The 25,974-nt window shown below is 40.2% G+C and carries 26 protein-coding genes; 17 read left to right on the top strand and 9 right to left on the bottom strand.

The genetic code is table 11. From position 1 onward, the window contains the following. Positions 1-23 precede the first annotated feature (23 nt). Complete coding sequence (gene putA / locus QQK06_RS12305) at positions 24-3,848, bottom strand: bifunctional proline dehydrogenase/L-glutamate gamma-semialdehyde dehydrogenase PutA (protein WP_284244993.1); 3,825 nt, start codon at positions 3,846-3,848, stop codon at positions 24-26. A gap of 136 nt (positions 3,849-3,984) precedes the next feature. Here putA and QQK06_RS12310 point away from each other — a divergent pair, with 136 nt between their 5' ends. From QQK06_RS12310 to QQK06_RS12330, 5 genes are all read left to right on the top strand, one after another. Continuing rightward, positions 3,985-4,464, top strand: a complete 480-nt coding sequence (locus QQK06_RS12310) for an Lrp/AsnC ligand binding domain-containing protein (protein ID WP_284244994.1) — start codon at positions 3,985-3,987, stop codon at positions 4,462-4,464. 153 nt (positions 4,465-4,617) lie between these two features. Continuing rightward, the gene (locus tag QQK06_RS12315; protein WP_284244995.1) at positions 4,618-6,300 is read left to right on the top strand and encodes a M28 family metallopeptidase; all 1,683 of its coding nucleotides are present in this window, start codon (positions 4,618-4,620) and stop codon (positions 6,298-6,300) included. A gap of 118 nt (positions 6,301-6,418) precedes the next feature. Next, positions 6,419-7,264: an HDOD domain-containing protein gene (locus tag QQK06_RS12320; RefSeq protein ID WP_284244996.1), complete on the top strand. Its 846-nt coding sequence runs from the start codon at positions 6,419-6,421 to the stop codon at positions 7,262-7,264. A 172-nt stretch (positions 7,265-7,436) separates the two neighbouring features. Beyond that, a complete protein-coding gene (locus QQK06_RS12325; protein ID WP_284244997.1) occupies positions 7,437-8,861 on the top strand; it encodes a sodium-dependent transporter in 1,425 nt (474 codons plus the stop codon). 66 nt (positions 8,862-8,927) lie between these two features. Beyond that, a complete protein-coding gene (locus QQK06_RS12330) occupies positions 8,928-9,857 on the top strand; it encodes a class I SAM-dependent methyltransferase (protein ID WP_284244998.1) in 930 nt (309 codons plus the stop codon). 15 nt (positions 9,858-9,872) lie between these two features. Here the strand turns inward: QQK06_RS12330 and QQK06_RS12335 are convergent, their stop codons facing one another. Together QQK06_RS12335 and QQK06_RS12340 are read right to left on the bottom strand one after the other, a co-directional pair. Next, a complete protein-coding gene (locus QQK06_RS12335) occupies positions 9,873-10,496 on the bottom strand; it encodes a LysE family translocator (RefSeq protein WP_284244999.1) in 624 nt (207 codons plus the stop codon). A gap of 13 nt (positions 10,497-10,509) precedes the next feature. Then, positions 10,510-11,346 carry a DNA ligase gene (locus QQK06_RS12340; protein ID WP_284245000.1) on the bottom strand — a complete coding sequence of 279 codons (837 nt, stop codon included), beginning with the start codon at positions 11,344-11,346 and terminating at the stop codon, positions 10,510-10,512. 96 nt (positions 11,347-11,442) lie between these two features. On the opposite strand from QQK06_RS12340, the gene QQK06_RS12345 reads away from it, so the two are divergent. Next, positions 11,443-11,952 carry a hypothetical protein gene (locus QQK06_RS12345; RefSeq protein WP_284245001.1) on the top strand — a complete coding sequence of 170 codons (510 nt, stop codon included), beginning with the start codon at positions 11,443-11,445 and terminating at the stop codon, positions 11,950-11,952. Positions 11,953-12,082: 130 nt separating this feature from the next. Next, positions 12,083-12,313, top strand: a complete 231-nt coding sequence (locus QQK06_RS12350; RefSeq protein WP_284245003.1) for a PGPGW domain-containing protein — start codon at positions 12,083-12,085, stop codon at positions 12,311-12,313. Between the two features lie 49 nt (positions 12,314-12,362). On the opposite strand, the gene QQK06_RS12355 is transcribed toward QQK06_RS12350, so the two are convergent. After that, a complete protein-coding gene (locus QQK06_RS12355; RefSeq protein ID WP_284245004.1) occupies positions 12,363-13,070 on the bottom strand; it encodes a DUF3581 family protein in 708 nt (235 codons plus the stop codon). A gap of 128 nt (positions 13,071-13,198) precedes the next feature. Further along, positions 13,199-13,519 carry a GIY-YIG nuclease family protein gene (locus QQK06_RS12360; RefSeq protein ID WP_284245005.1) on the bottom strand — a complete coding sequence of 107 codons (321 nt, stop codon included), beginning with the start codon at positions 13,517-13,519 and terminating at the stop codon, positions 13,199-13,201. 42 nt (positions 13,520-13,561) lie between these two features. On the opposite strand from QQK06_RS12360, the gene QQK06_RS12365 reads away from it, so the two are divergent. From QQK06_RS12365 to QQK06_RS12385, 5 genes are all read left to right on the top strand, one after another. Continuing rightward, on the top strand, positions 13,562-14,392 hold the full coding sequence (locus tag QQK06_RS12365) for a DUF2797 domain-containing protein (protein WP_284245006.1): 831 nt from the start codon (positions 13,562-13,564) through the stop codon (positions 14,390-14,392). 193 nt (positions 14,393-14,585) lie between these two features. Continuing rightward, positions 14,586-15,431, top strand: a complete 846-nt coding sequence (locus tag QQK06_RS12370; protein ID WP_284245008.1) for an HDOD domain-containing protein — start codon at positions 14,586-14,588, stop codon at positions 15,429-15,431. 239 nt (positions 15,432-15,670) lie between these two features. Next, positions 15,671-16,009 carry a P-II family nitrogen regulator gene (gene glnK, locus QQK06_RS12375; protein WP_284245009.1) on the top strand — a complete coding sequence of 113 codons (339 nt, stop codon included), beginning with the start codon at positions 15,671-15,673 and terminating at the stop codon, positions 16,007-16,009. A 10-nt stretch (positions 16,010-16,019) separates the two neighbouring features. Further along, positions 16,020-17,285: an ammonium transporter gene (locus QQK06_RS12380; protein WP_284245010.1), complete on the top strand. Its 1,266-nt coding sequence runs from the start codon at positions 16,020-16,022 to the stop codon at positions 17,283-17,285. Between the two features lie 139 nt (positions 17,286-17,424). Further along, positions 17,425-18,345, top strand: a complete 921-nt coding sequence (locus QQK06_RS12385; RefSeq protein WP_284245011.1) for a Dyp-type peroxidase — start codon at positions 17,425-17,427, stop codon at positions 18,343-18,345. A 90-nt stretch (positions 18,346-18,435) separates the two neighbouring features. Here QQK06_RS12385 and QQK06_RS12390 read toward each other — a convergent pair whose 3' ends face one another. The 3 genes from QQK06_RS12390 to argR form a co-directional block, all read right to left on the bottom strand. Continuing rightward, complete coding sequence (locus QQK06_RS12390; protein WP_284245012.1) at positions 18,436-19,245, bottom strand: hypothetical protein; 810 nt, start codon at positions 19,243-19,245, stop codon at positions 18,436-18,438. 54 nt (positions 19,246-19,299) lie between these two features. Next, positions 19,300-20,148 (bottom strand): collagenase, encoded by an 849-nt coding sequence (locus QQK06_RS12395; protein WP_284245013.1) that lies wholly within the window; start codon positions 20,146-20,148, stop codon positions 19,300-19,302. Positions 20,149-20,471: 323 nt separating this feature from the next. Beyond that, positions 20,472-20,957, bottom strand: a complete 486-nt coding sequence (gene argR, locus QQK06_RS12400; protein ID WP_284245014.1) for a transcriptional regulator ArgR — start codon at positions 20,955-20,957, stop codon at positions 20,472-20,474. 216 nt (positions 20,958-21,173) lie between these two features. Here argR and mdh point away from each other — a divergent pair, with 216 nt between their 5' ends. The 3 genes from mdh to QQK06_RS12415 all read left to right on the top strand — a co-directional run bounded on the left by mdh (position 21,174) and on the right by QQK06_RS12415 (position 23,867). Beyond that, positions 21,174-22,109: a malate dehydrogenase gene (mdh, locus tag QQK06_RS12405; protein WP_284245015.1), complete on the top strand. Its 936-nt coding sequence runs from the start codon at positions 21,174-21,176 to the stop codon at positions 22,107-22,109. 163 nt (positions 22,110-22,272) lie between these two features. Beyond that, entirely contained in the window at positions 22,273-22,977 is a 705-nt protein-coding gene (locus QQK06_RS12410; protein ID WP_284245016.1) for a substrate-binding periplasmic protein, read from the top strand. Positions 22,978-23,093: 116 nt separating this feature from the next. Further along, positions 23,094-23,867, top strand: coding sequence for a substrate-binding periplasmic protein (locus QQK06_RS12415; protein WP_284245017.1), 774 nt, complete (start codon positions 23,094-23,096; stop codon positions 23,865-23,867). A 21-nt stretch (positions 23,868-23,888) separates the two neighbouring features. Here QQK06_RS12415 and ispB read toward each other — a convergent pair whose 3' ends face one another. Beyond that, positions 23,889-24,860 carry an octaprenyl diphosphate synthase gene (ispB, locus tag QQK06_RS12420; protein ID WP_284246618.1) on the bottom strand — a complete coding sequence of 324 codons (972 nt, stop codon included), beginning with the start codon at positions 24,858-24,860 and terminating at the stop codon, positions 23,889-23,891. A 229-nt stretch (positions 24,861-25,089) separates the two neighbouring features. Here ispB and rplU point away from each other — a divergent pair, with 229 nt between their 5' ends. Continuing rightward, the gene (gene rplU / locus QQK06_RS12425) at positions 25,090-25,401 is read left to right on the top strand and encodes a 50S ribosomal protein L21 (RefSeq protein WP_284245018.1); all 312 of its coding nucleotides are present in this window, start codon (positions 25,090-25,092) and stop codon (positions 25,399-25,401) included. An 18-nt stretch (positions 25,402-25,419) separates the two neighbouring features. Then, positions 25,420-25,677, top strand: coding sequence for a 50S ribosomal protein L27 (rpmA, locus tag QQK06_RS12430; protein ID WP_284245019.1), 258 nt, complete (start codon positions 25,420-25,422; stop codon positions 25,675-25,677). Positions 25,678-25,974 lie beyond the last annotated feature (297 nt).

The raw sequence follows: 25,974 nt of genomic DNA on the forward strand, positions 1-25,974 counted from the left end.
CCTTGCTAAATAGCTAAAGAAACTTAACCGACGTTAGATTCCATCGTCATTAACGAGGCGTTACCACCTGCTGCTGTGGTATCGATAGTGACGGTTTTTTCTGTCACCATACGATAGAACAGGTTTTCGTTATTGTAGGCGGTGATCAAAGGTAAAATTGCTCCCTTGCGTGCCGCAATTGTTTCACCTACTCTTTGTTTAAGCGGGCTGGCATTATCAACAATGGCACCTGCTAGCACTGAATGATTTAAGACATCGTCAATATGTCCTAATTGTGTTACTTGGAAGACACCGGCACTTAATCCCGATTGTTGCAAGATATTGGCAATTGCCTGAGTTTCCGCAAAATATTGATCATCAACCACAGCAATAACGCAATTACCTGCTGCTAGTGCCGATAAGGTCGCTATCATCCAGTAATTGAAGGATGTATTCTGACAACGAATACTGGCGACGGTGCCACGAGACTCTAAATAGAGAATATTTGACTCTCCCGTAGGCCCCGGTAGGACTTTTGCTGACGCTAGTTGTTTTTCAATAAACAGTAATTGTTGACGAGCATTGCTAAGGGTTTGTGTTAATTGAGCTTCCTGATTAAGTACTACTTTGTTGGATGCAAGCTGTGCCAGTAACTGGCGTAACAATGAGAGCTTGTCATTAAGTGGAGTGAAGCTCCAGTTAACTTCTTGCTGTTTAGTTGCAAATAACTGGGCAGAGACTGTGCTACTACTCGCCTGACATTGCGCGATTTCTTTCGCTAACTGTGTTTTTTGTTCAACACTCAGTGCCACGTCTTGAGTCGTGGCTTTGTCTTTCACCAAACGAGTCAAATATAGAGGACCGCCTGCTTTAGGACCTGTACCTGATAAACCCCGACCGCCAAACGGCTGAACACCTACCACCGCACCTATCATATTACGGTTAACATAAACATTGCCGGCACGAGAGCGCGCTGCTAAATATTGCGCCTTTTCTTCGATACGGGTGTGAATACCCATAGTTAAGCCAAAGCCAGTACCGTTGATCTGTTCGATAACATCTTCTAATTGCTCCGCTTTATAGCGAATGATATGAACAATAGGGCCAAATACTTCTTTTTCTAACACGCTTAAATCACTAATTTCATATAAACGTGGCTCAAAGAAGTTATGCTGTTCAGCGCCGATATCTGCCGATAATTCAGGCGTTTTGCATACATAGTGTAAAGTGCCTCGTGATGACAGATAATCCACATGTTCGTTGAGTGCATTTAAGGCTTTCTTATCGATAACCGGGCCAACATCTGTTGATAATAATGCGGGGTCGCCTATGTGTAGTTCCTGCATTGCACCTTTGATCATGGTGATGATCTTATCCGCTACATCTTCTTGCAGGAATAATACCCGAAGCGCAGAACAACGTTGACCAGCACTTTGAAAACCAGAGGCGATAACATCATCAACCACTTGTTCAGGTAGAGCAGTGGAGTCAACTACCATGCAGTTTTGCCCGCCAGTTTCGGCAATTAGCGGTACAGGTTCACCTTGACGTTCTGCCAATTTTTGTGAAATCCAACTACCTGTTTCAGTAGAACCAGTAAACATGATCGCCTGAATACGCTCATCTGGCACTATGATTTGACCGACTTTACTGCCACGGGCAATTACCGGGAGCACGACATCTTGTGGTAAGCCATTTTCGATCATGATTTCAATGGTACGTAGGGCGACTAAAGACGTTTGTTCTGCTGGTTTAGCAACTACGGTATTACCTGCAACAATCGCGGCAGATACTTGTCCGAGGAAAATAGCTAACGGGAAGTTCCATGGACTGATGCATAAAACAACGCCACGTGCTTCCAGATCGCCATTGGCAAGTAATTCTTGCGCTCGCGCGGCATAATAACGACAAAAATCAACCGCTTCACGTACTTCGGCCACGCCATCTGGAATGGTTTTACCTGCTTCTTTAGTACAAATGGCAATCAGTTCATCGCGATGTGCTTCTAACGCATCAGCTGTTTTTAATAATATTTCAGCACGCTTGGCAACATCTGTTGTTGACCAGCTAGCAAATGCACTATTGGCTCGCTCGACGATGGCTTTCATTTCATCTTCGTCAGCGTGCTTGATATAACCGATCACTTCGGTGTTATTTGCTGGATTCGTTACCGCATCGTGATCTGGCTGTGGGCTTTGAGCTTTACTTTGTTCTACCCAGCTTGCTAGATTACTGCGCATAGCGGTTAATTCATTAATGTCGGTTAAGTCGATACCTTTAGAATTAATACGTCCTACACCATGCTCTTGTTGATAAATGTCAATTGATTGCGGTATTTGCGGGTTATATTTATCCTGCCAGCTGCGCACGGTTTCTACTGGATCGGCAAGTAACGATTCAACCGGAATATTGTCGTCAACGATATTATTGACAAACGATGAGTTTGCACCGTTTTCCAGTAATCGGCGCACTAAATACGCGAGTAGATCTGAGTGCTCACCGACCGGAGCGTAGACTCGACAGGGAACTTGTTTTTGTGTCACAACCTGATCGAACAACGATTCTCCCATGCCATGTAAACGCTGGAATTCGAAACCTTTTACCGTTTCGGCCATTTCTAATATTGTGGCAACGGTATAAGCATTATGAGTGGCAAATTGCGGATAAATGGTGTCGCGATACGACAATAATTTTTTCGCACAAGCTTGATAAGAAACGTCAGTTGACGGTTTACGGGAAAAGACGGGAAAGTCATTGTAACCTTCAACTTGGGCTTCTTTCACTTCACTGTCCCAGTAGGCTCCTTTCACCAGTCGAACCATCATTTGACGACCCACTTTTTTCGTTAATTCTCTAACCCATTCAATCACGTAAATCCCGCGTTTTTGATAGGCTTGTACCGCGATACCAAAACCATGCCAGCCGTCGAGATCTTTATCGGTAAATACTGCTTCAATAATGTCGAGAGAAATGTCTAAGCGATCTGCTTCTTCGGCATCGACAGTAAAGCCAATGTCATAAGCTTTTGCTGCTAATGCCAGTTCTTTAAGGCGCGGAATGAGTTCTTTAATGACACGATCACGGTGTGAAAATTCATAGCGCGGATGAATGGCTGATAATTTAATAGAAATCCCTGGGCTTTTTTGTGGTCCTTTGCCATTAGCCGCTTTACCGATAGCATCAATTGCTGACATATAGCTAGTAAAGTAGCGATCAGCATCTGCCATAGTGCGGGCGCCTTCACCTAACATATCATAGGAATAGGTATAACCTTTAGCTTCCGTATCTACTGCTCGCGTCAACGCTCCTTGGATATGATGCCCCATGACAAATTGGGTACCCATAATTTTCATGGCATAACGCACGGCTTTACGGATCACAGGTTCACCTAGGCGGCCGACTGTTTTTTTCAACAAGCCAAATTGTTGCTCTTTTTTCTCATCTGAATAATTGACTAGCTTACCTGTCAGGAGTAATCCCCAAGAAGATGCGTTGACAAACAGTGAATCTGAATTACCAATATGTGAACTCCAGTTGCCGTTTGCCAGTTTATCGCGGATAAGCTTGTCAGCAGTCAATTTATCAGGCACACGAAGCAAAGCTTCCGCCAAACACATTAGTACCACGCCTTCTTCTGTTGATAATGAAAACTCATTCAACAGGGCATCTATGCCGCCTTTGCCTTTTTGTTCTTTACGAATATTAACCACTAGCTGACGGGCATATTCCCAGGCACGAGATTTGGCGTCGACCCCAATTTCAGCAATTGGGAGTAAATGTGCAAGTACCGCATTTTCGTCTGCACGGTAATTATCTCTAATTGTTTGACGTATGCTATTTGAGGTTGTTAAAGAGCCATTGAAAAGCATAGTAGTACCTATAATGAATGTGTAATAACTGGACGCGGATTTTATAGTAACTCCAACAGAAAGTGTTTGCGTAATTTGTAAATTTACCAAATAATATATGCTAATTTTTTAATTTTGCAGTAGATTGTTTGGTATTATGGCTTCCGGAAAAAATCGTGTATTAGATCGTATTGATTTGACTATTTTAGAGGCTTTGCAAAATGATGGCAGGATCTCTAATGCCGATCTGGCCAAGAAGATCAATTTAAGTGCCAGTCCTTGTCTGGAAAGGGTACGCCGTTTAGAAAAAGAAGGTTATATCGAACGCTATACCGCGGTTTTAAATGCCAATAAGTTAAATTATGGGATGAAAGCGTTTGTTCAGGTAACGCTGGATCGTACTACGGGTGATGTCTTTAATGATTTTAAAAAAGAAGTGGTTAAAATTGAAGAAGTTGCAGAGTGTCATTTAGTGGCAGGGGGCTTTGATTACTTAATTATGATCCGCTTTGATAAAATTGAAACGTATCGCGAGATATTATCTGAAATTGTCAATCTCCCCGCGGTTTCTCATTCACATACTTATATAGTGACGGAAAAGGTCAAAGAGGATTCTGGTGTGCCTTTCTGGTTATAGGAAATACTGCAAAAAAAGTATCACTCGCGATTAGCTGTGCTATATCCGCGATAGCTTGACTGGCAATTTCTATTGGCTGTCGATATAGTGTGGCGCAACGTACGGTATAATGGCCGTATTAAATTAATAAAAATGATGGCAAAAGAGAAAGCGATGAAATTTAAATTATTGACTTCGGCAAGTTTACTGTCACTTGCTGTGCTAGCTGGCTGTGGTAAAGAAGCCACTCAGACAGAAACTACTGTGGCTGCTCAGCCTGAGCAAGTTAATGCTGAGCGCATTAAAGCACATGTTGAGTTTTTAGCAGATGACACCTTAAAAGGACGTGATACTGGAAGTGAAGGTTATCAAATAGCCGCTAACTATGTGAAATCAAATTTTAAGCAGCTAGGTTTAATGCCACAAGGTGAACATGGCGGTTTTGAACAGAATGTGACGTTTAGACGTGTTTACTTAGAAGACGGTAGCGCGGAAATGAGCATTGAAAATGCTGCCGGAAATGTTGAGTTAGCGTTTAAAGATGACTTTTTAATGTCAGGTTCTGCGATTGAAACAGAATCTCATGTTGCAGCTGAAACTGTATTTGTTGGTTATGGTGTGGTTTCAGAAGAGTTTGGGTATGACGATTATGCGGATTTAGATGTTAACGGCAAAATTGTCGTTGCTTTAACCGGTCGTCCGGATGATTTACCATCGGAAGAAGGGGCTCATATTGGCTCTGGTCGTGAAAAAGTTCGTCATGCGGCTGAGCATGGCGCTATTGGTTTTATCACTATTCATACGCCAAAACGTGATAAAGTCAGAACCTTTGAAGCCTCTGCGAAACATGCTGATACACCGCGTTTAAGCTGGTTAAATAAAGAAGGTCAGCCATTTGGCAAATACCCTGAAATGAAAGGCGGTGCTTATATTAATGCCGAGAGTGCTAAAGCATTGTTTGAAGGGGCAGAACGCGATTTAGCTGATGTTTTTAATGATGACAGTGAAAATAAGGCGATTAAAGGTTTTGAGCTAGCGGCTAAAGTGACTATGAAAAGTAAGTCACGTCATGAAGAGATCACTAGCCCGAACGTTATCGCGACATTAGAAGGTAGTGATCCTAAACTGAAAGATGAGTATGTTGTCTTTAGTGCTCATCTTGATCATATCGGTATCAGCAAGCACAGTGATGATCATGGTGATGCTGATGAAGATGAAGATGTCATTAATAATGGTGCGCTGGATAACGCATCAGGAGTCTCTATTTTATTAGAAACTGCGCGTTTATTAGCTGCTCAACCGGTTGCGCCGAAGCGTTCAATTCTATTTGTTGTCGTGACAGGAGAAGAGAAAGGCTTGTTAGGTTCAAGTTATTTCGCTAATAATCCAACCGTACCAGTAATGCAAATGGTGGCTAATGTGAACTTAGATATGCCGTTGATTTTATATCCGTTTGCAGATGTTATTGCCTTTGGTTCTACTCATTCTAGCTTAGGCGGTATAGTGGAAGCAGCTGGTAAGAAAATAGGCATCAGTTTAAGCCCGGATCCTATGCCAGAGCAGGCATTATTTACGCGCAGTGATCACTACAACTTTGTTAAAGCGGGTATACCATCGGTATTCTTAATGACAGGGTTTAAATCAAAAGATCCTGAAATAGATGGTGGCAAAATGTTTGGTGATTTCTTGAAAAACCATTATCACCAGCACAGTGATCAAATGGATTTACCTATTCGCTGGGATGCGGCAGCAAGTTTTGCCGAAGTGAATATGATGATAGGGATGGAAATTGCCAATGGTGAGCAACGCCCTACTTGGAATCAAGGTGATTTCTTTGGCAAGACGTTTGCCCAATAATTAAAGCGTTAAGTTAATGATAATCAAAGCGTGATATGAAAATATCACGCTTTTTTGTTTCCAATAACTAATCAACGCGTTACACTCAAATCATGATTTAATGATTGGACCCCATTAAATGAATGCCCATGAATATGCTATTCAGGCAAATGGTTCATTTGCTTTGCCAGATGCTTGTTTTAAAGTAAAGTCGTTGATTGAGGATGAAACGTCAACAATAGAAGATTTTGCTGATGTTATCAGTATCGACCCTTCAATGACCTCGCGTTTACTGCAAATTGCGAATAGCGCGCTTTATAGTTTTCCTGGTGAAATAAGTACTATTTCCCGAGCGATCACCATTATTGGCACCCAGGCGATTTACAATATGATGCTGGTGGATGTCGCGGCCTCTGCGTTTAAACACTTTGCTAATCAGGCGATTGATTTAAAGCGTTTCTGGAGAATGAGTGTTTTTTGTGGCTTGGCAACGAAAAACCTTGCAGTTAAATCGGGTATTCGTGATATCGAACGCTTGTTTGTTGCTGGTCTGCTACAAAACTTTGGTGAACTCATTGTCGCTAAAGTTACCCCAGAAATTGCTCAAGCCTGTGAAAAATATTCGGCTGACAACCTTCCTTGGACAGTGCAGCAACAACAGCTAGGTTACACTTATACTGATATTTCTGCTGAATTGTTGAAGATATGGCAAATCCCGGAAAAAATTATTTTACCTATTCGTCATTATAATGAAGCTCATACCATTCAAATTAATCAGGACGTTAAAATTTTATATTTGGCGACGCGGCTGGCGTTAGTTGATTCACATCCTGAAGAGTTTTCCTACGATGATACCGTCGACGAAAGCTTATGTCGTAGCTTAGGGATTTCAAGTGATGACTTAAATGCGGCAGCTGAATTTGCCACCGAAGAGGCAGAAAATATTTTACGTATCATGGGCAGTAAGTTTTATAGCCGCCAATAGGTAATTTATTGTTTTATTGATTATTTTTTAATGCACTTATCTTAAGTGCATTTTTTTATATACATTCGTTTACGTAAACGGCAACACAAATGCAAGACATTAGTCTTAATCCTTGGTAGCATCGTGCATCAAAAAAATTTATGCCCGAAAAATATTATAACGAAGGACATTTATGACTGCTTCTAGAGAACATTTTAGCTCACGCATCGGCTTTATTTTAGCTGCCGCTGGTTCAGCCGTCGGTATTGGTAATTTAGTGGGGTTTCCCGTTAACGCTGCTAAAAATGGTGGTGGTGCCTTTTTACTTATTTATGCTTTGTTTGTCTTTTTTATCTGCTTACCGGTAATGATCGCTGAAATGGCAGTAGGAAGAAAGACCCAGAAAGAACCAGTTGGTGCTTATAAGTCATTGAGTAATGGTAGCAAACTATGGGGTGCTGCAGGCTTTCTCGGGGTGTTAACGCCGTTTATGATTGCGGTATTTTATATGGTATTAACGGTATGGCTATTTGGCTATATTGTTCTAACCTTGGCGGGGAAACTGGACTTTCTTGCTAGCAATGAAGGCTTTGGTATCTTTATTAATAGTCCGTATTTGTTTGTTGCTATGGCAGCGGTGGCTGGGATTATTAATTATATTTTGGTTGCCGGTGTTAAAGATGGTATCGAAAAAGCCGCTAAAGTATTAATGCCAACATTGTTTGTTATGTTAATTGCCATGGTGATTTTTGTCTTAACACTGGACAATGCGTTTGCTGGGGTCGAGTTTTTTATTATCCCTGATGCCTCGAAATTAACGCCGTCAGTGATTAATGGTGCTTTATCGCAGGCATTTTTCTCTCTATCTTTAGGTATGGGGATCTTGATCACTTATGGTTCATATATCAATAATCAAACCGATATTGCCAACTCAGCAAAATTAGTTGCTATTACTGATACGGCGGTGGCTTTTACTGCCGGATTAATGATTTTGCCGGCGGTATTCTCGTTTAATCCTGATGTTAATCCACAGGAATTAAGTGATAGCTCAGTATCGTTAATATTTACTTTCTTGCCTAAAATCTTTTTAGCATTGCAAGCCTCTATTGGTTATATCGGTGCGAGTGCTGTGGCGGCATTCTTTTTTCTTCTGGTATTTTTTGCTGCTATTACCTCATTAGTGTCGATCTTAGAAGTACCGGTATCCTATTTGGTAACAGAGAAATGTCATAGCCGTAAGAAAGCGTTATTTACCTTGTTAATGACCGCAGGGATTTTAACTTTATTTGCGACAGTTTCCTTTGGTATGGTGACCTTTTTTACTGAGTTTACCAGTTATGCTGGTGGCACTCGTTCATTCTTTGATGTGGTATATGATGTTTTCTACGATACTATTTTACCGTTAAATGGTTTCTTACTTTGTGTTTTCGTTAGCTATCGTTGGAAAAAGAAAAATTTAACTGCAGAACTATCGATTGGCAATAAAAACTATGCTGGCAGCTGGGTTGAAAAATACGTTAATTTTTCACTTGGCACTTTTGTTCCGTTAATCGTGTTATTTATTTTTATTAATACCGTAGCGGTTAAGTTCTTTGGTGTGAATTTATCCGGACTCTAATACCGTCGAGCTTATTGTTATTTTAAGCCGCATAATTTGCTATTATGCGGCTTTTATTTATCTAAAATGTTATCAATGCTCTCCCATATTCAACAAAATTTTGAACAAGGCCTAGTGTCGTCGGACTTAAGCCTGTGTCAACGGATATTTCATGGTCGTGGCCATGCCTATAGTAATTTAGCTCATGTCAATGTTGACTGGTTTTCTCCAGTGTTATTGATCACCTTGTACCAGCCAGTTGAACAAGCATGGTTAGCTCAGCAAGTTACTGAACTGAAAACTTTATTTACTGAATGCCAGTCAATACAGGTGCAGCACAGATATCAGTCTTATGCGCCGATAGAAGTTGTCTGGGGAGAAACTATCACCGAGTTGGTTGCGGTTGAACAGCAGTTAAAATTTCAGTTGCAGTTAGGTAAGTCACAAAATACCGGATTGTTTTTAGATATGGCCAATGGCCGGAACTGGCTTTATCAAAAAGCTAAAGATAAGAATGTTTTAAATTTATTCGCGTATACCTGTGCTTTTTCTGTGGCTGCCATTGCTGGTGGGGCGAAGCAAGTGGTTAATATCGATATGGCGAAAGCGTCTTTAGCGAAAGGGCGAGACAACCACAAACTCAACCAACAGGATTTATCCCGGGTAAAGTTTGAAGGCGTGGATATTTTCAAATCCTTTGGGCGAATAAAAAAATATGGTCCGTATGATATTTTAGTGTGTGACCCACCATCATTTCAAAAGGGTAGCGTTAATATTGAAAGAGATTATCAAAAGATTTTACGGCGCATTCCTCAGTTCATGAAACCGGGGGCTGAATTAATGTTGTGTTTAAATTCACCGGATTTAGATGAATCTTTCCTACAAGCACAAGTAGCAAACTCATGCCCTGACTGTCATTATCAGGGAAAAATAGCTAACCCAAGGGTATTTAAAGAAGCTGAACAGGGTAAAGGCCTTAAAGTATTACTTTTTAGCTATCTGCCAGCAGAGACCTAAATACTCCAATAGTGCTTAGTTAACTACTACTCTGGCGGCCAACAAGATCAAAAAGCTACCGGTGATTTTATCAATAATATGACTGTTACGTTTGAGCTTATCTAATATCGGGCCTCTGGAGAACATAAATGCCACTAAGATATACCATAAGGTATCGATAGTGCCTACGGTCGCGATCATAATGACTTTTTTTTCTGTGCTGGCGCTGGCATCGACAAATTGACTAAATAGTGCGAGAAAGAAGATTGCCAGTTTAGGATTAAGAAAAGAAATTAAAAAACCATCGCGCCAGCCGTTAATATCCTGAGCTTTGTTGGCATGGTGCTGATGTTCATTCGTTAATTCAACATTCTGTTTTTTACTCATCAGTGCTTTAATGCCTAAATAAAGCAAAAAAGCCGCACCGGCATATTTAATCACACTAAATAGAAGCGGCGATTGTACTATGATCACTCCTATACCAAGTGCAGTTAATGTGGCATATAAGGCAACGCCTGCGCCGTGACTGATGGCAGTGGCATAGCCTTGGTGAGCACCACCAAAAAGTGTGTTTTTAACGACAACGGCTAAGCTAGGACCAGGCGATAATGCTCCCATGACACAGATAAAAGCTAACGATAACCACAAATGAAATTCCATGACTTTTCTCTTGCTATAGTTGGTGACGAATTCGGATAAAGCTCGCAAATCTTGGCACACCTCGCGCCGTTTTACCAATATATTTGTAGGTGATTATGGCGCCAATCGGTGGTGGCGTTTTGCGTTGTTGGTCAGTAAAGCCAGTGCCAACTTTAAACTGAAGTCCCTGTGGTGTTTCTACTAACAGTGAGCCCAACATATTTTTATACTTGCCCTTGCCAGGCAGGTGAGCGACAACAATAGCTTCGCTGTCCTGATAAGGCTTTAGCTTCATTAATGCCTTGTTTCGTCCTGGTTGATAGATAGCGTTTTGATGGTGAAGCATTAAGCCTTCACCACCGATGGCGATTATATTATCAAGCTTTTGATACAAAGCTTGTTTGTTGGGGATACGCACTTGCGGGATCATTTGTAAATATGGTGAACTATTGTTGGTTATTAACCTGTTCATTGCCTGTACCCTATTGCTAAAGGTGTCTGGGTGTTGTGGTAAGTCAAATAGCATAAACTTAATATCTTGCCAGCAAGGACCAAGCTGGTGACGTTTAATACAGGACATAAGCTGTTCGAATTCGCCCCGATGACTCCATAGTTCACCGTCGAGGGCGAAAGTTGGCCAGCCCGATGTAAAGTTTGCGGGAGTGTTTATGATATTGCCCTGTCGACTTAATAACTGTTTACCGTCCCAAAAGGCGCGCATACCATCTAGCTTTTCACTGACCCAATATTCTGCAACGTTAATCTCATCACTAACAGGAATACCATGTTGCAATGGTAGTTGCTCTGCGTTCGCGCTGAACAGTGTTAGTGATATAACAATTAAAATCCAATAGTCTATTTTTAACATCATGAATGTCCCTATTCATTGATAAATTGCCTTTAGTATAGGGCCGATTTTGTCATCTGTACTACACTTTCCTTATTCAAGGATGGATAGGAGGGTACTATGAAATACCTGTGTTTAGGCGTGTTATTGTGCATGGTTTGGGTAAAACCTGTGAGTGCCGGTAAAAAACAATGTCAGCCTTATTTAGATAAATTAAGAAACATCCAAGCACAACAACGAGTTGGCCATAGTAATAAAAAAGCGCACTCGTTAGCGAAACGTGAGCAAAAAGCGCGAGATAAGTGGTGGCAGTGTCAACAAGGAAAGCTGCCGAAAAAAGCTAGTATCAAGAAGAAAAAGAAAACGCGTTCTAAGGGCTCATCACTGGCTAATAAAAAAATGCAAACCCCGATATTTGATCAAGCTTATGCTCAGTCGGCGAGCCTCACTAACCATGTTGTGATCCGAGGTGAGTTCAGTGGTCAAAAACAGCAAGATTGGTTGGATTATTTTCAACCACTTGAACAGTGCCTTAAACCTAGCTCAACTCAGATTTTTGCCTTTTGCCTGGAAGATAGACGAAAGCAGCGACAGCAATTTGTCCAAAATTATCAAAAGCGAGAAGATTGACCAATAACTGGTAACTTAGACTAATTCACTTACGTATTATTTTTTTAAGGTACTGATAGTTAAATGGTTAATTTTTGGAGCGAAAATTGCTGTTTTAATCATCAGATGAAATTCACTGATATAAATCACTATGATTAAACGTACTTTAATTAGCTTTGTAGGTTTTTCTTTAATCGCTCTGGGATTGATTTTTATTCTATTACCTGGACCGGCAGTTATATTTATTCCGCTTGGATTAGCGATACTGAGCACTGAGTATCATTGGGCAAAAACGTGGCTGAGAAAATCTCAGCGCATTATGCGAACTAATGCGCAAAAACTAGATCTTTGGTGGTTAAGGTTTAAAAGTCGTAACAGGTAATAACAGAAGGTGTTAGGAGCCATGAGTGAATGGCTCCGGTTTATAAGTGTTAGCGATGATATTGTGTTTTTTTATCATTGTATACGTCGACGATACCATCGATAGTTGCTTGTTCGTACGGTCGCAGGCCGCTCAGTAGCATATGTTTTTTACCGTAACCTATTTTCTTCCCCTCTGAGATAAGGTTAAAAATAAGGTCGGCAACGCCGCGTTTGCCATCGATTGACAGGGTGGATTGTGCAAGTTCAAGTTGCACAGTGGTAAAATCTATCTTGTCTAGGTGTATGGTCATGCTTTCATACATTACCATAGGGCGGGCAGGATTGATCATGACATTATTTTCTGCCATCAATGCGACTAATATATGCGGAAAGGTTTGCCCTGAAAATTCGACATACGCTTTAGTTAAACTTGTGATAGTTTCACTTTTCTTGGTTTGTTGACCTGATGCGGCAATCACTAAGTATTCTTTATTATTGCTATCAACTACCGCTGATTGCCCGTTAATTTCCATAGGGAATATCAGTTCTATGCCTTCACTGACCATACCTGAAAAGGTAAACTTCATTTCTTGCGACAGTCCTGACTTTTCTAGCACTAAAGAAAACAGTAAATCTCCTGGGATGCAAAACCTTTTCGCATCTGTGTCATGTAGCGGATTAAAGTCATCCGCTACTTTTTTGGCAAAATCACTACCTTGTTGGCGGGTAAAACTAATCTTGTTGCCAGAGACGTTACAATAGCTTTCTAAAAACATGGAACCTACTTCACTAATAAAATAAAAAACAGGGCATTTTATCAGTAGTTGGTCTGAAAATCGAAATAATATAAGTTATTACTTACTAAGCAGACCAGTAAATTTAAGGTCTTGAGTGCACACTTGTTCTATTTTTCTATAGCTTGCTTTTTCACTAATCGCTCTTTTTCAGCTTTAGTTAACTGTTTTAGTTGGTATTCTCGCTGGCTTGCGGCAGAACGGTTAGTTGCAGGCTCTAAATAAGCCAGTGCTACTGGTCGGCGTACACGTGTGTATTTTGCTCCGGTTTTATTGCAGTGATTATGTTGCTTAAGCCTGCGTTCAACATCGGTGGTGATCCCGGTATATAGGCTATTATCTGCGCAACGTAACAGGTAAACAAACCAGTTAGCGGTATCTTTTAACATTCTTATTGTAACGATGATATTTTTGATGGAGTAGTGTGACATTTTTCCTTACCATGGTACTAATATTTTTTTATGGTAGAAAAAATGCAAACACAAGTTGGCGCATTGCGCAAAATGACCGCTCAGTTAGATGAGCATGGTAAGGTTAAATATCAATTGCCTATTGGTGAGCAACAGATTGAATTAAATGAGCTTATTGGCCAATCGTTAACGTTAACTTATCACCAGCATATCAGTTGCTGTCATTGTGGGCGAAAAACGAAAAAAAGTTACTCCCAGGGATTTTGTTTTCCTTGTATGCAAAAGTTAGCGCAATGTGATCTCTGTATTATGAAGCCTGAAACCTGCCATTATGAGCAGGGGACGTGTCGGGAACCGGAATGGGGAGAAACACATTGTTTTATTCCACATTATGTTTATCTAGCTAACACATCAGGATTAAAAGTAGGCATTACTCGCCATACGCAAATCCCGACTCGCTGGATTGATCAAGGGGCGACGCAGGCACTACCAATATTCAAAGTGAATACTCGCTTACAATCTGGCTTAGTAGAAATAGCACTGGCAGAATTTATTGCCGATAAAACCAATTGGCGGGCAATGTTGAAAGGTAATGCTGAGCCAATAGATTTAGTGGCAAAATCCAAAGAACTAGTACCCAAAATTGCGGAGAAGCTAAATGATATTCGTCTGCAATTCGGTTCGGACGCCGTTGAACAGTTATCGGAAGAAGTGATAGCGCTCGATTTTCCGGTGCAGCAGTTTCCAAGTAAAATAACCTCATTTAATTTTGATAAAACAGATGCTGTCAGTGGTACCTTATTAGGTATAAAAGGGCAGTATTTATTGTTTGATACCGGAGTGATTAATATTAGAAAATTCACTTCTTATCATATTCATGCACAAGTGAATTAGTGACTTTATTGCGCTTGAATAACTTTTATCTGAAAAGATCGGCAGCCGCTAAATATTTATGTCTATACTGAAGGGTGAAAATTGCAATCCTTCATATTTTGTTAGTGTTTATTAATCTTGAAATTGTCTGTGCAAGGACGCTGTTGGATACTTTATCTAGCTGATAGCAATTGGTACAGACGGAGTGTTAATTATGAACGCCTTAGATTACGCTGAAAAAGCGAGTGAAATCTTTGTATTATCTGATTCTTTTATTCGAATTAAAGAACTGATTGACGATGAGGCATCGACGATAGACGATATCGCAGATGTCATCCTACTGGACCCAGCGTTATCAGGCACTATTTTAAAACTAGCGAATAGCTCGTTTTTTAATTATCCCGGTAAGATAGATACCATTTCAAAAGCGGTATTAGTGTTAGGTATTACTGAAGTTTATAATTTAGTGATTGCTTATTTTACCACTAAAACATTTAAATCAATTAAGGCGCCATCGAAATTTTTAGAAACATTTTGGGAGCAAAGTGTTGACTGCGCATTAATGATCAAATTTTTGGGGTATGAGCTAGCGGTGCCAAATGCTGAAAGGTTATTTATTCTAGGCCTGTTGCATAATTTAGGTGAGCTGGTGGTTCAGCAATTTGAACCAGATAAAGTAGAAATAATCCAGCAGTTAAAAACCAATGAGTTGCCCTGGGATAAGCAAAATGAACAGCTTGGCTTTAGTTATGCGGATTGTACTGGCGAGTTACTTAAATTATGGCGATTGCCGTATAGTTTAATAGAACCTATTCGCTTTCAGGATGAAGATAATTTTGAATATGCGTCGATGGAAACCAAATTATTATTCTGCGCTAAACGCATGATGTTGATGAATCATCAATGTAAAGGCTTCTCTTTTACGAAGGTATTATCTGCTGATAAGTTGAAAGCATTAGGAGTAAACGAGTCAGTTATTCGTTCAGCCAATGATTTTTGTGACATGGAACGGTTAGCGATTTTGGCCGTGTTAAACCCAAGCGCCGCTATGGTTTATTAGGGGGATTGAACGTTTCAGTGTGTATTTTGTGCGCAACCAAAGCATTCTGATCTGGCGTTGGCCTGTGTTGTAGGTTTTTGCACCATTAATTAACAAGTCGATATTTTAGCGCACCACTATGGTGCGTTTTCTTTGCCTGATTATTGGTGAATCTCAACTAGTTCGTTGCTTTTAAAGGTAATTTCCCTTTTGGTACAACACTTGAATATTTGAAGTCAAATAACAAGTAGGGGTTACTAATGAAATTAATTAGCGCAATTATCAAACCATTTAAGTTAGATGATGTTCGTGAAGCTGTCTCAGAAGTGGGAGTAGAAGGCTTAACGGTCAGTGAAGTTAAAGGGTTTGGTCGTCAAAAAGGTCACACCGAACTATATCGCGGGGCAGAGTATCAAGTGGATTTTTTGCCTAAGGTTAAATTGGAAATTGCCGTCAACGATGATGTGGTTGAACGTTTAGTTGAAGCGATTACTAAGGCGGCATATACCGGAAAAATCGGGGACGGAAAGATTTTTGTCTATAACCTTGAACAAGCGGTGCGTATTCGTACCGGTGAAAATGACGTAGAAGCACTTTAAGGGGAATATCATGGAACAAAATATCTTTCACTTGCAGTATGCCCTAGACACCTTTTACTTTTTAGTGTGTGGTGCTTTGGTTATGTGGATGGCAGCAGGTTTTTCTATGCTGGAAGCCGGTTTGGTCCGAGCAAAAAATACTACCGAAATCTTAACAAAGAATGTCGCCTTATATGCTATTTCCTGCACTATGTATTTAGCTTGCGGTTATGAAATTATGTACGGTGGTGGCTTCTTTTTATCTGGTATTGAAACAGTTGATGCTGATGCGGTATTAAAATCTTTTGCAGAACGTGAAGATGGCTTTACCGGCGGTGCAATTTATTCTGCAGCGTCAGATTTCTTCTTCCAGGTGGTCTTTGTTGCTACGGCAATGTCGATTGTTTCAGGTGCCGTGGCTGAACGGATGAAATTATGGGCATTTCTATCTTTTACCGTAGTGTTGACTGCAGTGATCTATCCGATGGAAGGTAGCTGGACCTGGGGTGGTAATGCAGTATTTGGTTTATATAGTTTAGGCGATTTAGGCTTTTCTGACTTTGCCGGTTCTGGCATCGTACATATGGCTGGTGCGGCGGCGGCGTTAGCTGGGGTTTTATTACTGGGTGCCCGTAAAGGCAAGTTTGGTGCTGATGGCCGAGTCAATGCGATTCCTGGTGCTAACTTACCACTAGCAACGTTAGGTACTTTTATCTTATGGATGGGCTGGTTTGGCTTTAACGGCGGCTCGGTATTAAAATTAGGTGATATTGGTAATTCTCATTCTGTTGCCATGGTGTTTTTAAATACTAATGCGGCAGCGGCAGGTGGTGCAGTTGCAGCGTTAATATTGGCAAAAATATTGTTCAAGAAAGCGGATTTAACTATGGCATTAAACGGCGCTTTAGCAGGTTTAGTGGCGATCACCGCAGAACCTTCAACGCCAACGGCATTGCAGGCGACTATTTTTGGAGCCATTGGTGGTTTAATCGTGGTGTTATCAATCGTTAGCTTAGATAAATTAAAAATTGATGATCCAGTCGGTGCGATTTCAGTACACGGTGTTGTCGGTTTATTTGGCTTACTGTTAGTACCGTTGACAAACGATGGTGCGACATTTAGTGGTCAGCTTATCGGCGCGGCAACCATTTTTGTTTGGGTTTTTGCGACTAGCTTCGTTGTTTGGTATGTCTTAAAAGTTACCATGGGGATTCGCGTTAGCGCCGAAGAAGAATACGAAGGTGTTGATAAATCAGATTGTGGTTTAGAGGCTTATCCGGAATTTACCCGCGGCTAATTCGCAATAAGTTAACTCAGTTTAAAGCCAACGAGTATTTGCTTGTTGGCTTTTTTAATTTATGCCAGTAAACAAATACTGCTTATTGCGTAAAAATGTGTAAAATTAGGCTATTAGCTATTTCTTAAGTTGAAGACTTATGGCAAGAGAACAATTTGGTATTTGCGCTGAACCCAGTTTACATGGTTATTATTTACTGTTTAATGCGTTAGATGATAAGGATGCCCATGTTCGACAAGCACTTTCTCGTTTACCGGCGTTATTTGATAAGTATGCTGATCGCTTTTCTGAAAGTAATTTAACTGGCGTGGTCGCTATTGGCGCAAATTATTGGGATGAACTCTACCCCAGCGCACGACCGAAAGCACTTCGACCTTTTAATGAATTAAGCTGTGACGATAGAGTAGCCCCGTCGGTTAACTATGATCTTTATATTGAAGTGCGTAGTGATAGAGCAGATGTTAATCATATTGTTGCTGGTAAGGTTTGTGCGTTAATGGCTGATAGTGTCGAGCTGGTTGAGCAGGTCAGAGGTTTTCGCTTTTTAGATGGCAGAGATTTAACAGGCTTTGTTGACGGTACTGAAAACCCACAAGGTCGTCATCGCCGTGAAGTCGCATTAGTGTCAACGGAAGATGATCCCGAGTTTGCTGGTGGCAGCTATTTACATATTCAACGCTATCGCCATAACTTAAATTTATGGAATCGCTTAGAAGTCAAAGAGCAGGAAGATGTGTTTGCTCGCACTAAAATCAATAACGAAGAATACACCAGTGAAAATAAGCCACTGACCTCGCATATTAAACGAACCAATCTTAAAGATGCGGAAGGTAACAGCATAGAAATTCTCAGACAAAGCATGCCCTACGGGGATATGAAATTACAAGGCTTGATGTTTGTCGCTTACTGTAATTCGCCAGAACCGTTTGAATTAATGCTTAAAAGCATGATAGTCGCTGACGAAGATGGCCATTTCGACCATCTACTTAAATATACTCAGGCAGAAACCGGCGCGGCTTTTTTTGCGCCAAGCCTAAATATTTTAGCTCAATTAGGCTAATAGGCTTGTTTGAACTTGCACAAGCTTGGTAGAGCCTTCTGGCTGTGCGTTAGCAAGATTTGAGGCATGAGTCATTGTGCCTTTTTCCCCCTAAAAAGCTCCAATGTTAAATGTTTGCAGTAATTCACTTGTTGATATCTCAGCGTTTTCACATGCAGATAATGCCTGTTGTGTGATGACATAAGTGGTATCTTCAAAGCGACTATTATTTTTTGGCAATACTGTTTGTAGGCCTGTTGCACGTAAGATGAATATTATTTTGTCGTGTTCGGTTATCAATGGGCTAATGGCGGTTTGCTGACATAGTTGCTCTGCAGCAAAATGTGCAAACTGAGTGGTAAAAGGAATTGATGTGACCGTTTGTTTCGATTTTTGTGATTGATATAGCTGATTTTCTGTTTTCTCATATTGTGGGCGCAAGTTAGCTTTCTGAGCTTCTATGTTGTGCAGTTTCTGTTTAAGTTGTACTAGCTGCTGTTCTGTTTGCGCGCTATTGCTTGACTGGTTTACTGACTTTTCTATTGCTGAAATCTTACGCTCAATGGCATACGCCTGATGGGATAAGCTTTTCGCTTGTTGACGCAGTTGAACAAACTTCTTCTTTATTTTCTGTTCTTCTTGGCTGGTTGTAATTGCCATTTCGTTGTTGCCAGAGGTTGCGTTATCTTGCTGCCAAGTTATCAAAGGTTGTCGATAGGTGAGGTGGAATATTGCGCCGACATTTTGAATATAAGAAACACTGGTTTCGATATATTCTTCACCATAAGTGTCGTTTTGCTGAGTGTGAAAAAGTGCTATCTGCTCCTTTAGTTGGTTTAAGGAAATAAGTAATTTGTTAGCTTTTGCATTTAACGGGAGTGATAGAAACAATATGAGCGAAAGTAAAACGGGACGTAACATAAAAACCTCTGAAGATAATTGACGTCCTTGTCAGTACATATAAAAACGTGATTACTAGCTTTGAGCTAAAGAAACTAGCCAATTTTGCCATTGAGTTTCATATTGCGCAGCCATAGCATCTAACTCATTTTGATATCCCTGCCAGTCTCCGATGGTTGTAAAACTTCTGATAGTGTCAATATCATTGATATTGTTTTCAAAAATAAAGCGTACACCTAAGTAACCCCAGCGGTATATTTCATCCGTGCTATTGTTATAGTTTGTGGCAAATACTTGACTTAATGTGCGGTTCCCGCCATTTAGGTTGATTAATGCTTTGGCATCGTCATTGGTATTTTTTAGCGAGATATATTCTGCTAATCCTTCACTCCACCATACGGTTGTTGTTGGATAATCAGAAAAGTTTCCTTTAAGGTCATACCGGCCGTCAAGGTAATGAACATATTCGTGTTCAAGGTTCCAAATAACAAACTCAGGTCGTAACCAATCTGCTTCATGAGCATAAAAGCTTGCCTGATTGTTAGGATCTTCCGCATCTCCTTCTATATACATACCGCCATTGTTGGTGTTGATACCAAATAAACGGGAACCATAACGGTTGTAGTTACGATAATCGTCAAAAATCACCATAAGCAAATCATCATTGACGTCGTTTACGATCGGTAATTGCTGTGTTGATAGTTTCTGATGAAAGTAACCTTCTTCTAATCCCACTAATTGACATGAATCGATGAACTCTTGGTTGCTCATGTCTTGTGCTTGAAATTTTAAGGTCGAGCTACAGGTGTATGTGTAAGGTAATATGTTGCTTGCAGTGGGTTTTCCTTTTGCGTGGCTAATGGCGCTTGGGGCGCTAGCAGTTGCAGCAATAATCGCTAATGTAAGTAACTTTTTATTAAGCATATTAATTCCTCTAGAACATTTCATTTTTATAGTTTTATTAACTCCAAATAATTTATGGAGTTGTTTAATTAATGCACATAATTTTAATGTTTACAATATATTGTATGCAATTTATTTGAGGTTAAGCTTACGAAGTTATCTTAGTTATTGATTAATAATAGAAATTTAAATTAGCTAAAGGGATATACTAAATACAGCTGTTTAAAGTCGTCGTTGTTATTTATAACGACATCTTGATACATTCAATGATAGTGAAGGCGTCATTAATAAGCAGATACTTTAGGTACTATAATTTGGAATTGAGAAATAGCTCTTTATTATTGTTATCCGCTTAATGTTGCATTTTTAGAAAATAAATTTTCTAAACTTTGCATGGTTTTTTTAATTTCGCTGACCTTAGTTGGCGCAATAAAAATGGTATCGTCACCTGCTATGGTACCTAATACACCGTCACTTTTGCTTAAGCTGTCTAGCAAGCGGGCAATCAGCTGGGCGGCACCCGGGCTGGTGCGAATAATGATCATCATTTCGTTGTGTTCAATATCTAGTACTAACTGACGTAGCGGACTTTTGGCTGTTGGTACGCCAAGTTCTGCAGGCAGGCAATAGACCATATCTTGCCTAGCATTACGAGTACGAACAGCACCAAATTTACTGAGCATACGCGAAACCTTTGATTGACTGATGTTGTCAAATCCTTGTGCTTTTAAGGCATCAACAATTTCCCCTTGTGAGCCAAATTGTTCCTGTTTTAATAAGTCTTTAAATGCCTGAACTAATGCTTCTTGTTTTTGTTGTACTGTTGTCATAATTACTACATCTATATTGATTTGATGAATATTTGTTATTGATTATGCTTATTAATACCTAAGTATTATTCTATTAAGGGAATTATACGCTATCCTTGTAGGTCAATACATGACTAATACCAATTGAGTTGGTATAAACATTGTTTTTTGTTGGCGAATGCTATATCTTTTGCCAGCAAATTATTTACGTAAATACTCAAATTTCGGAGACTTCCAATGAAAGTAGCTGTATTAGGCGCAGCTGGCGGTATCGGCCAAGCGTTATCATTATTATTAAAAACTCAATTGCCAGCGGGTTCAGAGTTATCTTTATATGACGTTGCACCAGTTGTTCCAGGTGTTGCGGTTGATTTAAGCCACATCCCTACAGCCGTTAAAGTTGAAGGATTTGGTGCTGATAATTTAGATGCTGCGCTATCAGGTGCTGATGTTGTTTTGATCCCGGCAGGTATGCCGCGTAAGCCTGGTATGGATCGCGCAGATTTATTTAATGTAAACGCCGGTATTATTAAAACGTTAGCTGAAGGCATAGTGAAAAATTGTCCAAAAGCACTAACTGGTATTATTACGAATCCGGTGAACGGCACTGTACCTATTGTTGCTGAAGTATTCAAAAAAGCGGGTACTTACGACAAAAACCGTGTTTTCGGTATCACCACATTAGATGTTATCCGTAGTGAAGCTTTTGTTGCTGAGTTAAAAGGTTTAGATGTTGCGAACGTGAAAGTGCCAGTTATTGGTGGTCACTCTGGTACGACTATCTTGCCTTTATTATCACAAGTTGAAGGCGCTACATTTACAGATGAAGAAGTGGCAGCATTAACACCTCGCATTCAAAATGCTGGTACTGAAGTGGTAAATGCTAAAGCGGGCGGTGGTTCTGCAACCCTATCTATGGGCGCAGCGGCAGCTCGTTTTTGCTTATCATTAGTGAAAGGCTTACAAGGTCAAGACGTTGTTGATTACGCATATGTTGAAGTTGAAGGTGGCGATGCACCTTACTTTGCTCATCCAGTACGTTTAGGTAAAAATGGTATTGAAGAAATTTTATCTTACGGCGAATTAAGTGCATTTGAGCAAAAAGCAAAAGAAGATATGCTAAATACACTAAAAGCAGATATTCAAGAAGGTGTTGATTTTATCAACGGCTAATATTTGAACGTTTGTTGAAAAAACCGCCTGTTGGCGGTTTTTTTGCTTTTGCCTTTAATTGTCTCGATTGCTTTGCGCAATTTGTTAATAGGCAACAAATTAATGGCGCATTGTTCCGTCACTAGCTATATTTTTAGTAGTGTGCGGCAAAAAGGAATTAAGCTTGAAATGTATTGGGTGTCTTATTGGTTTACTACTGGTTGTCAGTGAAACAATTGCTGCTTCAGATACAGTGGTAAGGTTTTGTTATGAAGAATGGCAGCCCTATGCTTACCTTGATAGTGAAGGTAAGCATAGGGGGTTGAGCATTGAATATATTGAACAAAAATTGAAAAAAGTCAACATCAATTACCAGTTTCGAGAATTACCTTTTCCTCTTTGTAAACAGCACGTTATTTCAGGTCATTTTGATTTTATCCTTCATGTTGATGATACCGATAATTTGCAGTTGTTAAATCAAACAATTGGTGATTGGCAATTAACTTTTGCTGTTGCTAAAAATAACCCTATTAGTTATGAGCAAGTGTTAAATAGTCAGGGTATGAAGGTGCTTATAGCTCGCTCTTACAGCTACCCTGAAGCTTTGGATAAAAAGCTGAAAGAAATGTCGGCGAAAGTGATTAAGGTTTCCTATTACACCGGAGAGTTTGTTGCTTTGCAGCGGCTATTTCATCGCTTAACTGTAGGGCAAGCACAAGTGATGGTAATTGATAAGGTTTGGGCGCAGCAAGTGGTTAGTAAGTATCAACTTCCCATTAGGGTGTTTGATCAGGTTTTATTGAGCCAGCCGCAATATATTGGGTATAGTGAAAGTAATGCTGAATTAGCGAGCATAGTGGAATCGACTTTAGCGGCAGGTAATGATTAGCATAATTTTATCTAGTTATTAATTACGACATATTTTGTCTATTTATTTTGTAATATACGCATCAATTAGCTGCTTGGGCTAAGCTAACAGTAACAGCATCAGTTTAGGTTGTTATTATGCGTATTGGTATCGTACTCATATTTGTCTGTATTTTTCAGTTTCCTGCACATGGCTGCAATACTGAGTCAGCCAAACGGGTGCTGGATACTTTGCAATGGGTTGCAGAGGATTACCCTCCTTATAATTACCTCAATAATGATGGAGAGATATCCGGTATTTTTACTGATGCCTTATTAGCGATTTACCGCGAGCTTAAGCTACCTCTGAGCTCGGATGAAATTAAAGTGATACCTTGGGCGCGTTTATATCATTTAATGCTACAAAAGCCCGGTTATGCTGCGTTTTCTATGACAGTTACAGAGCCTCGGCGGCAACTATTTAAGTTAATTCCACTCCCTTATACCAGCAATATTTCCATCATGGTGAAAGCAGCAAATAAAAAGGCATTACAGGATAAGCCCTTAAATGAATTATCTATTGCGGTGGTGAGAGAAGATATTGGGCAGCATTTGTTAGATTCACAGCAGATAAAAGCAAAGCAGATCTTGACAACTTCTGCTTTTGGTATGTTGAAAATGTTAATACATGAGCGGGTTGACGCTATCGCTTATGCTGAAGATGTCGCGCACTTTCAGATTAGAAAATTAGGACTTGGTAAAGATCCGCTAGTACCCATTTATATACTTGAAAGTCATTCAATCAATAATTTTATTTTTCATCGCGATATTGACACATGTGCGATTAAATTGTTTGTTGACGCCATTGAGCGCTTACATCAGCAAGGTAAGATAAAGCGTATTATCGATAAATATTTACATAAGCCACTGTAATGAAAGTATTTAATGCATGTACTACATTGAACGATTAGCGGCGATATGCGCTAATGCAACCAACGCCTGTTTATGTTCTGATTCTGGTAACGCTGCGAGAGCTTGAATGGCTTTGTCGGCTTCTTGCTCGGCAATTTTTTGGGTATAACGTAAAGAGCCGGTTTGTTCCATTGCTGTTAAAATAGCATCTAGGTTATCCATGCCATTCCCTGTTTCTATCGCTTCTTTAATCAACTGGCTTTGTTGCAGGTTTCCGTGCTGCATAGCATATAATAGTGGCAATGTTGGCTTACCTTCGGATAGGTCGTCACCGACATTTTTACCCATTTCCTTGGCATCGGCAGTGTAATCCATAATATCGTCGACTAACTGAAATGCGGTGCCAAGATATTTACCATAATTTAGCATCGCTTGTTCGATATGCGCGGGTTGCTCTGAAACTACAGCAGCTAACCGAGTTGCTGCTTCAAATAGTTTTGCCGTTTTACAGTAGATCACCTGCATATAGCTTTCTTCAGTTGTACTGGCATCATTACAATTCATTAACTGCAATACTTCACCTTCGGCAACTATGTTAGTGGCATCGGATAGAATATCCATGATCTTCATATTGCCGAGTTTAGTCATCATCTGGAAAGAACGGGTATAAAGAAAATCGCCAACTAAGACACTGGCGCTGTTACCAAATAGTGCATTCGCGGTTTCTCGTCCCCGGCGCATATCTGATTCATCAACGACATCATCATGTAGCAGGGTCGCGGTATGGATAAATTCGACAATGGCAGCTAGATCAATATGTTGATTGCCTTGATAACCTAAAGCTCGGGCTGTTAGCACACTGAGTAGTGGTCGCATACGCTTACCACCACCATTAACAATATAAATACCTAACTGATTAATCAGGGCGACATCTGAATGAAGTTGTGAATAAATAAGCTCATTAACGGCAGTCATATCAGCTTGCGCTAATGTTTGTATCTTGTTGAGATCCATAAGGCGAATGTGGTAACCCGAATTTACTGTTTTCGTTATCATTTTAATGACGCTAAGTTTACACTAAATCGCCTTCAATTGAAGTCAATATTGAGGGCGATAAAATAATAGCAATTAATTGATATTTTTCTCAGAATTATACTTGCGATCATTTTGAGCTTCGCGTAGAATTCGCGCCCTATATTTTTAAATTTAGCGTCAGTATACACAGGCGCAGTACGGAGTAGCTATGTACGCGGTATTCCAAAGCGGTGGTAAACAGCACCGTGTCTCTGAAGGACAAACAGTTCGTTTAGAAAAAATCGAACTTGAAGTTGGTGCTTCAGTTGAATTCGAAAACGTTTTAATGATCGCCGACGGTGAGAACATCAATGTAGGCGCGCCTTACATTGCTGGCGGTAAAGTAACAGCTGAGGTTGTTACTCAAGGTCGTGGTGATAAAGTTAAAATTGTTAAGTTTAAACGTCGTAAGCATTCACGCAAGCAGCAGGGCCATCGCCAATGGTTCACTGAAGTGAAAATTACTGGTATTAACGGCTAATTTTAGGAGCATTTTCAGATGGCACATAAGAAGGCAGCAGGTAGTACCAAAAACGGTCGTGATTCAGAAAGTAAACGCTTAGGTGTTAAGCGTTTTGGTGGTGAGTCTGTATTAGCAGGTAACATTATTGTTCGTCAACGTGGTACTAAATTCCACGCAGGTGACAACATGGGTATCGGTAAAGACCACACATTATTTGCTTTAGCTGACGGTAAGGTTCAGTTTGAAGTTAAAGGTCCTAAAAACCGCAAGTTTGTAAGTATTGTTGCTGAATAACAATATTTAAGCATTCGAAAAACCCTGCTGTTTGGCAGGGTTTTTTTTTATATACAGGAAGTATGGTATGCCACGGTGCCATGGATGGTAAAGAGTGGCGATATACAGGATGTACGGTATAAAGTGGGTTCAAGGATGAATAGGAGCGCATATGTACATGACTGCAAGAATACATGAGGTAGAGCGAAGCAGGATGCCGGAGCCGATGATGTACGGTGAGCTTTTCCTGACAAAACTAGATACCTACATCAGTGTAGGCAATAGCGTGGGCATGGATGTGTAACAGCGGCTAAATTG

Origin of the sequence: Thalassotalea insulae (genome assembly GCF_030161395.1) — a bacterium.
GTDB classification, from domain to species: Bacteria; Pseudomonadota; Gammaproteobacteria; order Enterobacterales; family Alteromonadaceae; genus Thalassotalea_E; species Thalassotalea_E insulae.

What these genes read in the sequence shown, in the direction of transcription:
- QQK06_RS12360 (WP_284245005.1), bottom strand. Translation starts at nt 13,519, where the DNA reads ATGTCACACTACTCCATCAAAAATATCATCGTTACAATAAGAATGTTA.
- QQK06_RS12385 (WP_284245011.1), top strand. Translation starts at nt 17,425, where the DNA reads ATGGCAAGAGAACAATTTGGTATTTGCGCTGAACCCAGTTTACATGGT.
- QQK06_RS12350 (WP_284245003.1), top strand. Translation starts at nt 12,083, where the DNA reads ATGATTAAACGTACTTTAATTAGCTTTGTAGGTTTTTCTTTAATCGCT.
- ispB (WP_284246618.1), bottom strand. Translation starts at nt 24,860, where the DNA reads ATGGATCTCAACAAGATACAAACATTAGCGCAAGCTGATATGACTGCC.
- glnK (WP_284245009.1), top strand. Translation starts at nt 15,671, where the DNA reads ATGAAATTAATTAGCGCAATTATCAAACCATTTAAGTTAGATGATGTT.
- QQK06_RS12340 (WP_284245000.1), bottom strand. Translation starts at nt 11,346, where the DNA reads ATGATGTTAAAAATAGACTATTGGATTTTAATTGTTATATCACTAACA.
- QQK06_RS12390 (WP_284245012.1), bottom strand. Translation starts at nt 19,245, where the DNA reads ATGTTACGTCCCGTTTTACTTTCGCTCATATTGTTTCTATCACTCCCG.
- QQK06_RS12335 (WP_284244999.1), bottom strand. Translation starts at nt 10,496, where the DNA reads ATGGAATTTCATTTGTGGTTATCGTTAGCTTTTATCTGTGTCATGGGA.
- mdh (WP_284245015.1), top strand. Translation starts at nt 21,174, where the DNA reads ATGAAAGTAGCTGTATTAGGCGCAGCTGGCGGTATCGGCCAAGCGTTA.
- QQK06_RS12355 (WP_284245004.1), bottom strand. Translation starts at nt 13,070, where the DNA reads ATGTTTTTAGAAAGCTATTGTAACGTCTCTGGCAACAAGATTAGTTTT.
- QQK06_RS12330 (WP_284244998.1), top strand. Translation starts at nt 8,928, where the DNA reads ATGTTATCAATGCTCTCCCATATTCAACAAAATTTTGAACAAGGCCTA.
- QQK06_RS12395 (WP_284245013.1), bottom strand. Translation starts at nt 20,148, where the DNA reads ATGCTTAATAAAAAGTTACTTACATTAGCGATTATTGCTGCAACTGCT.
- QQK06_RS12320 (WP_284244996.1), top strand. Translation starts at nt 6,419, where the DNA reads ATGAATGCCCATGAATATGCTATTCAGGCAAATGGTTCATTTGCTTTG.
- QQK06_RS12325 (WP_284244997.1), top strand. Translation starts at nt 7,437, where the DNA reads ATGACTGCTTCTAGAGAACATTTTAGCTCACGCATCGGCTTTATTTTA.
- QQK06_RS12345 (WP_284245001.1), top strand. Translation starts at nt 11,443, where the DNA reads ATGAAATACCTGTGTTTAGGCGTGTTATTGTGCATGGTTTGGGTAAAA.
- QQK06_RS12365 (WP_284245006.1), top strand. Translation starts at nt 13,562, where the DNA reads ATGCAAACACAAGTTGGCGCATTGCGCAAAATGACCGCTCAGTTAGAT.
- QQK06_RS12310 (WP_284244994.1), top strand. Translation starts at nt 3,985, where the DNA reads ATGGCTTCCGGAAAAAATCGTGTATTAGATCGTATTGATTTGACTATT.
- QQK06_RS12380 (WP_284245010.1), top strand. Translation starts at nt 16,020, where the DNA reads ATGGAACAAAATATCTTTCACTTGCAGTATGCCCTAGACACCTTTTAC.
- rpmA (WP_284245019.1), top strand. Translation starts at nt 25,420, where the DNA reads ATGGCACATAAGAAGGCAGCAGGTAGTACCAAAAACGGTCGTGATTCA.
- argR (WP_284245014.1), bottom strand. Translation starts at nt 20,957, where the DNA reads ATGACAACAGTACAACAAAAACAAGAAGCATTAGTTCAGGCATTTAAA.
- QQK06_RS12370 (WP_284245008.1), top strand. Translation starts at nt 14,586, where the DNA reads ATGAACGCCTTAGATTACGCTGAAAAAGCGAGTGAAATCTTTGTATTA.
- QQK06_RS12415 (WP_284245017.1), top strand. Translation starts at nt 23,094, where the DNA reads ATGCGTATTGGTATCGTACTCATATTTGTCTGTATTTTTCAGTTTCCT.
- QQK06_RS12315 (WP_284244995.1), top strand. Translation starts at nt 4,618, where the DNA reads ATGAAATTTAAATTATTGACTTCGGCAAGTTTACTGTCACTTGCTGTG.
- rplU (WP_284245018.1), top strand. Translation starts at nt 25,090, where the DNA reads ATGTACGCGGTATTCCAAAGCGGTGGTAAACAGCACCGTGTCTCTGAA.
- putA (WP_284244993.1), bottom strand. Translation starts at nt 3,848, where the DNA reads ATGCTTTTCAATGGCTCTTTAACAACCTCAAATAGCATACGTCAAACA.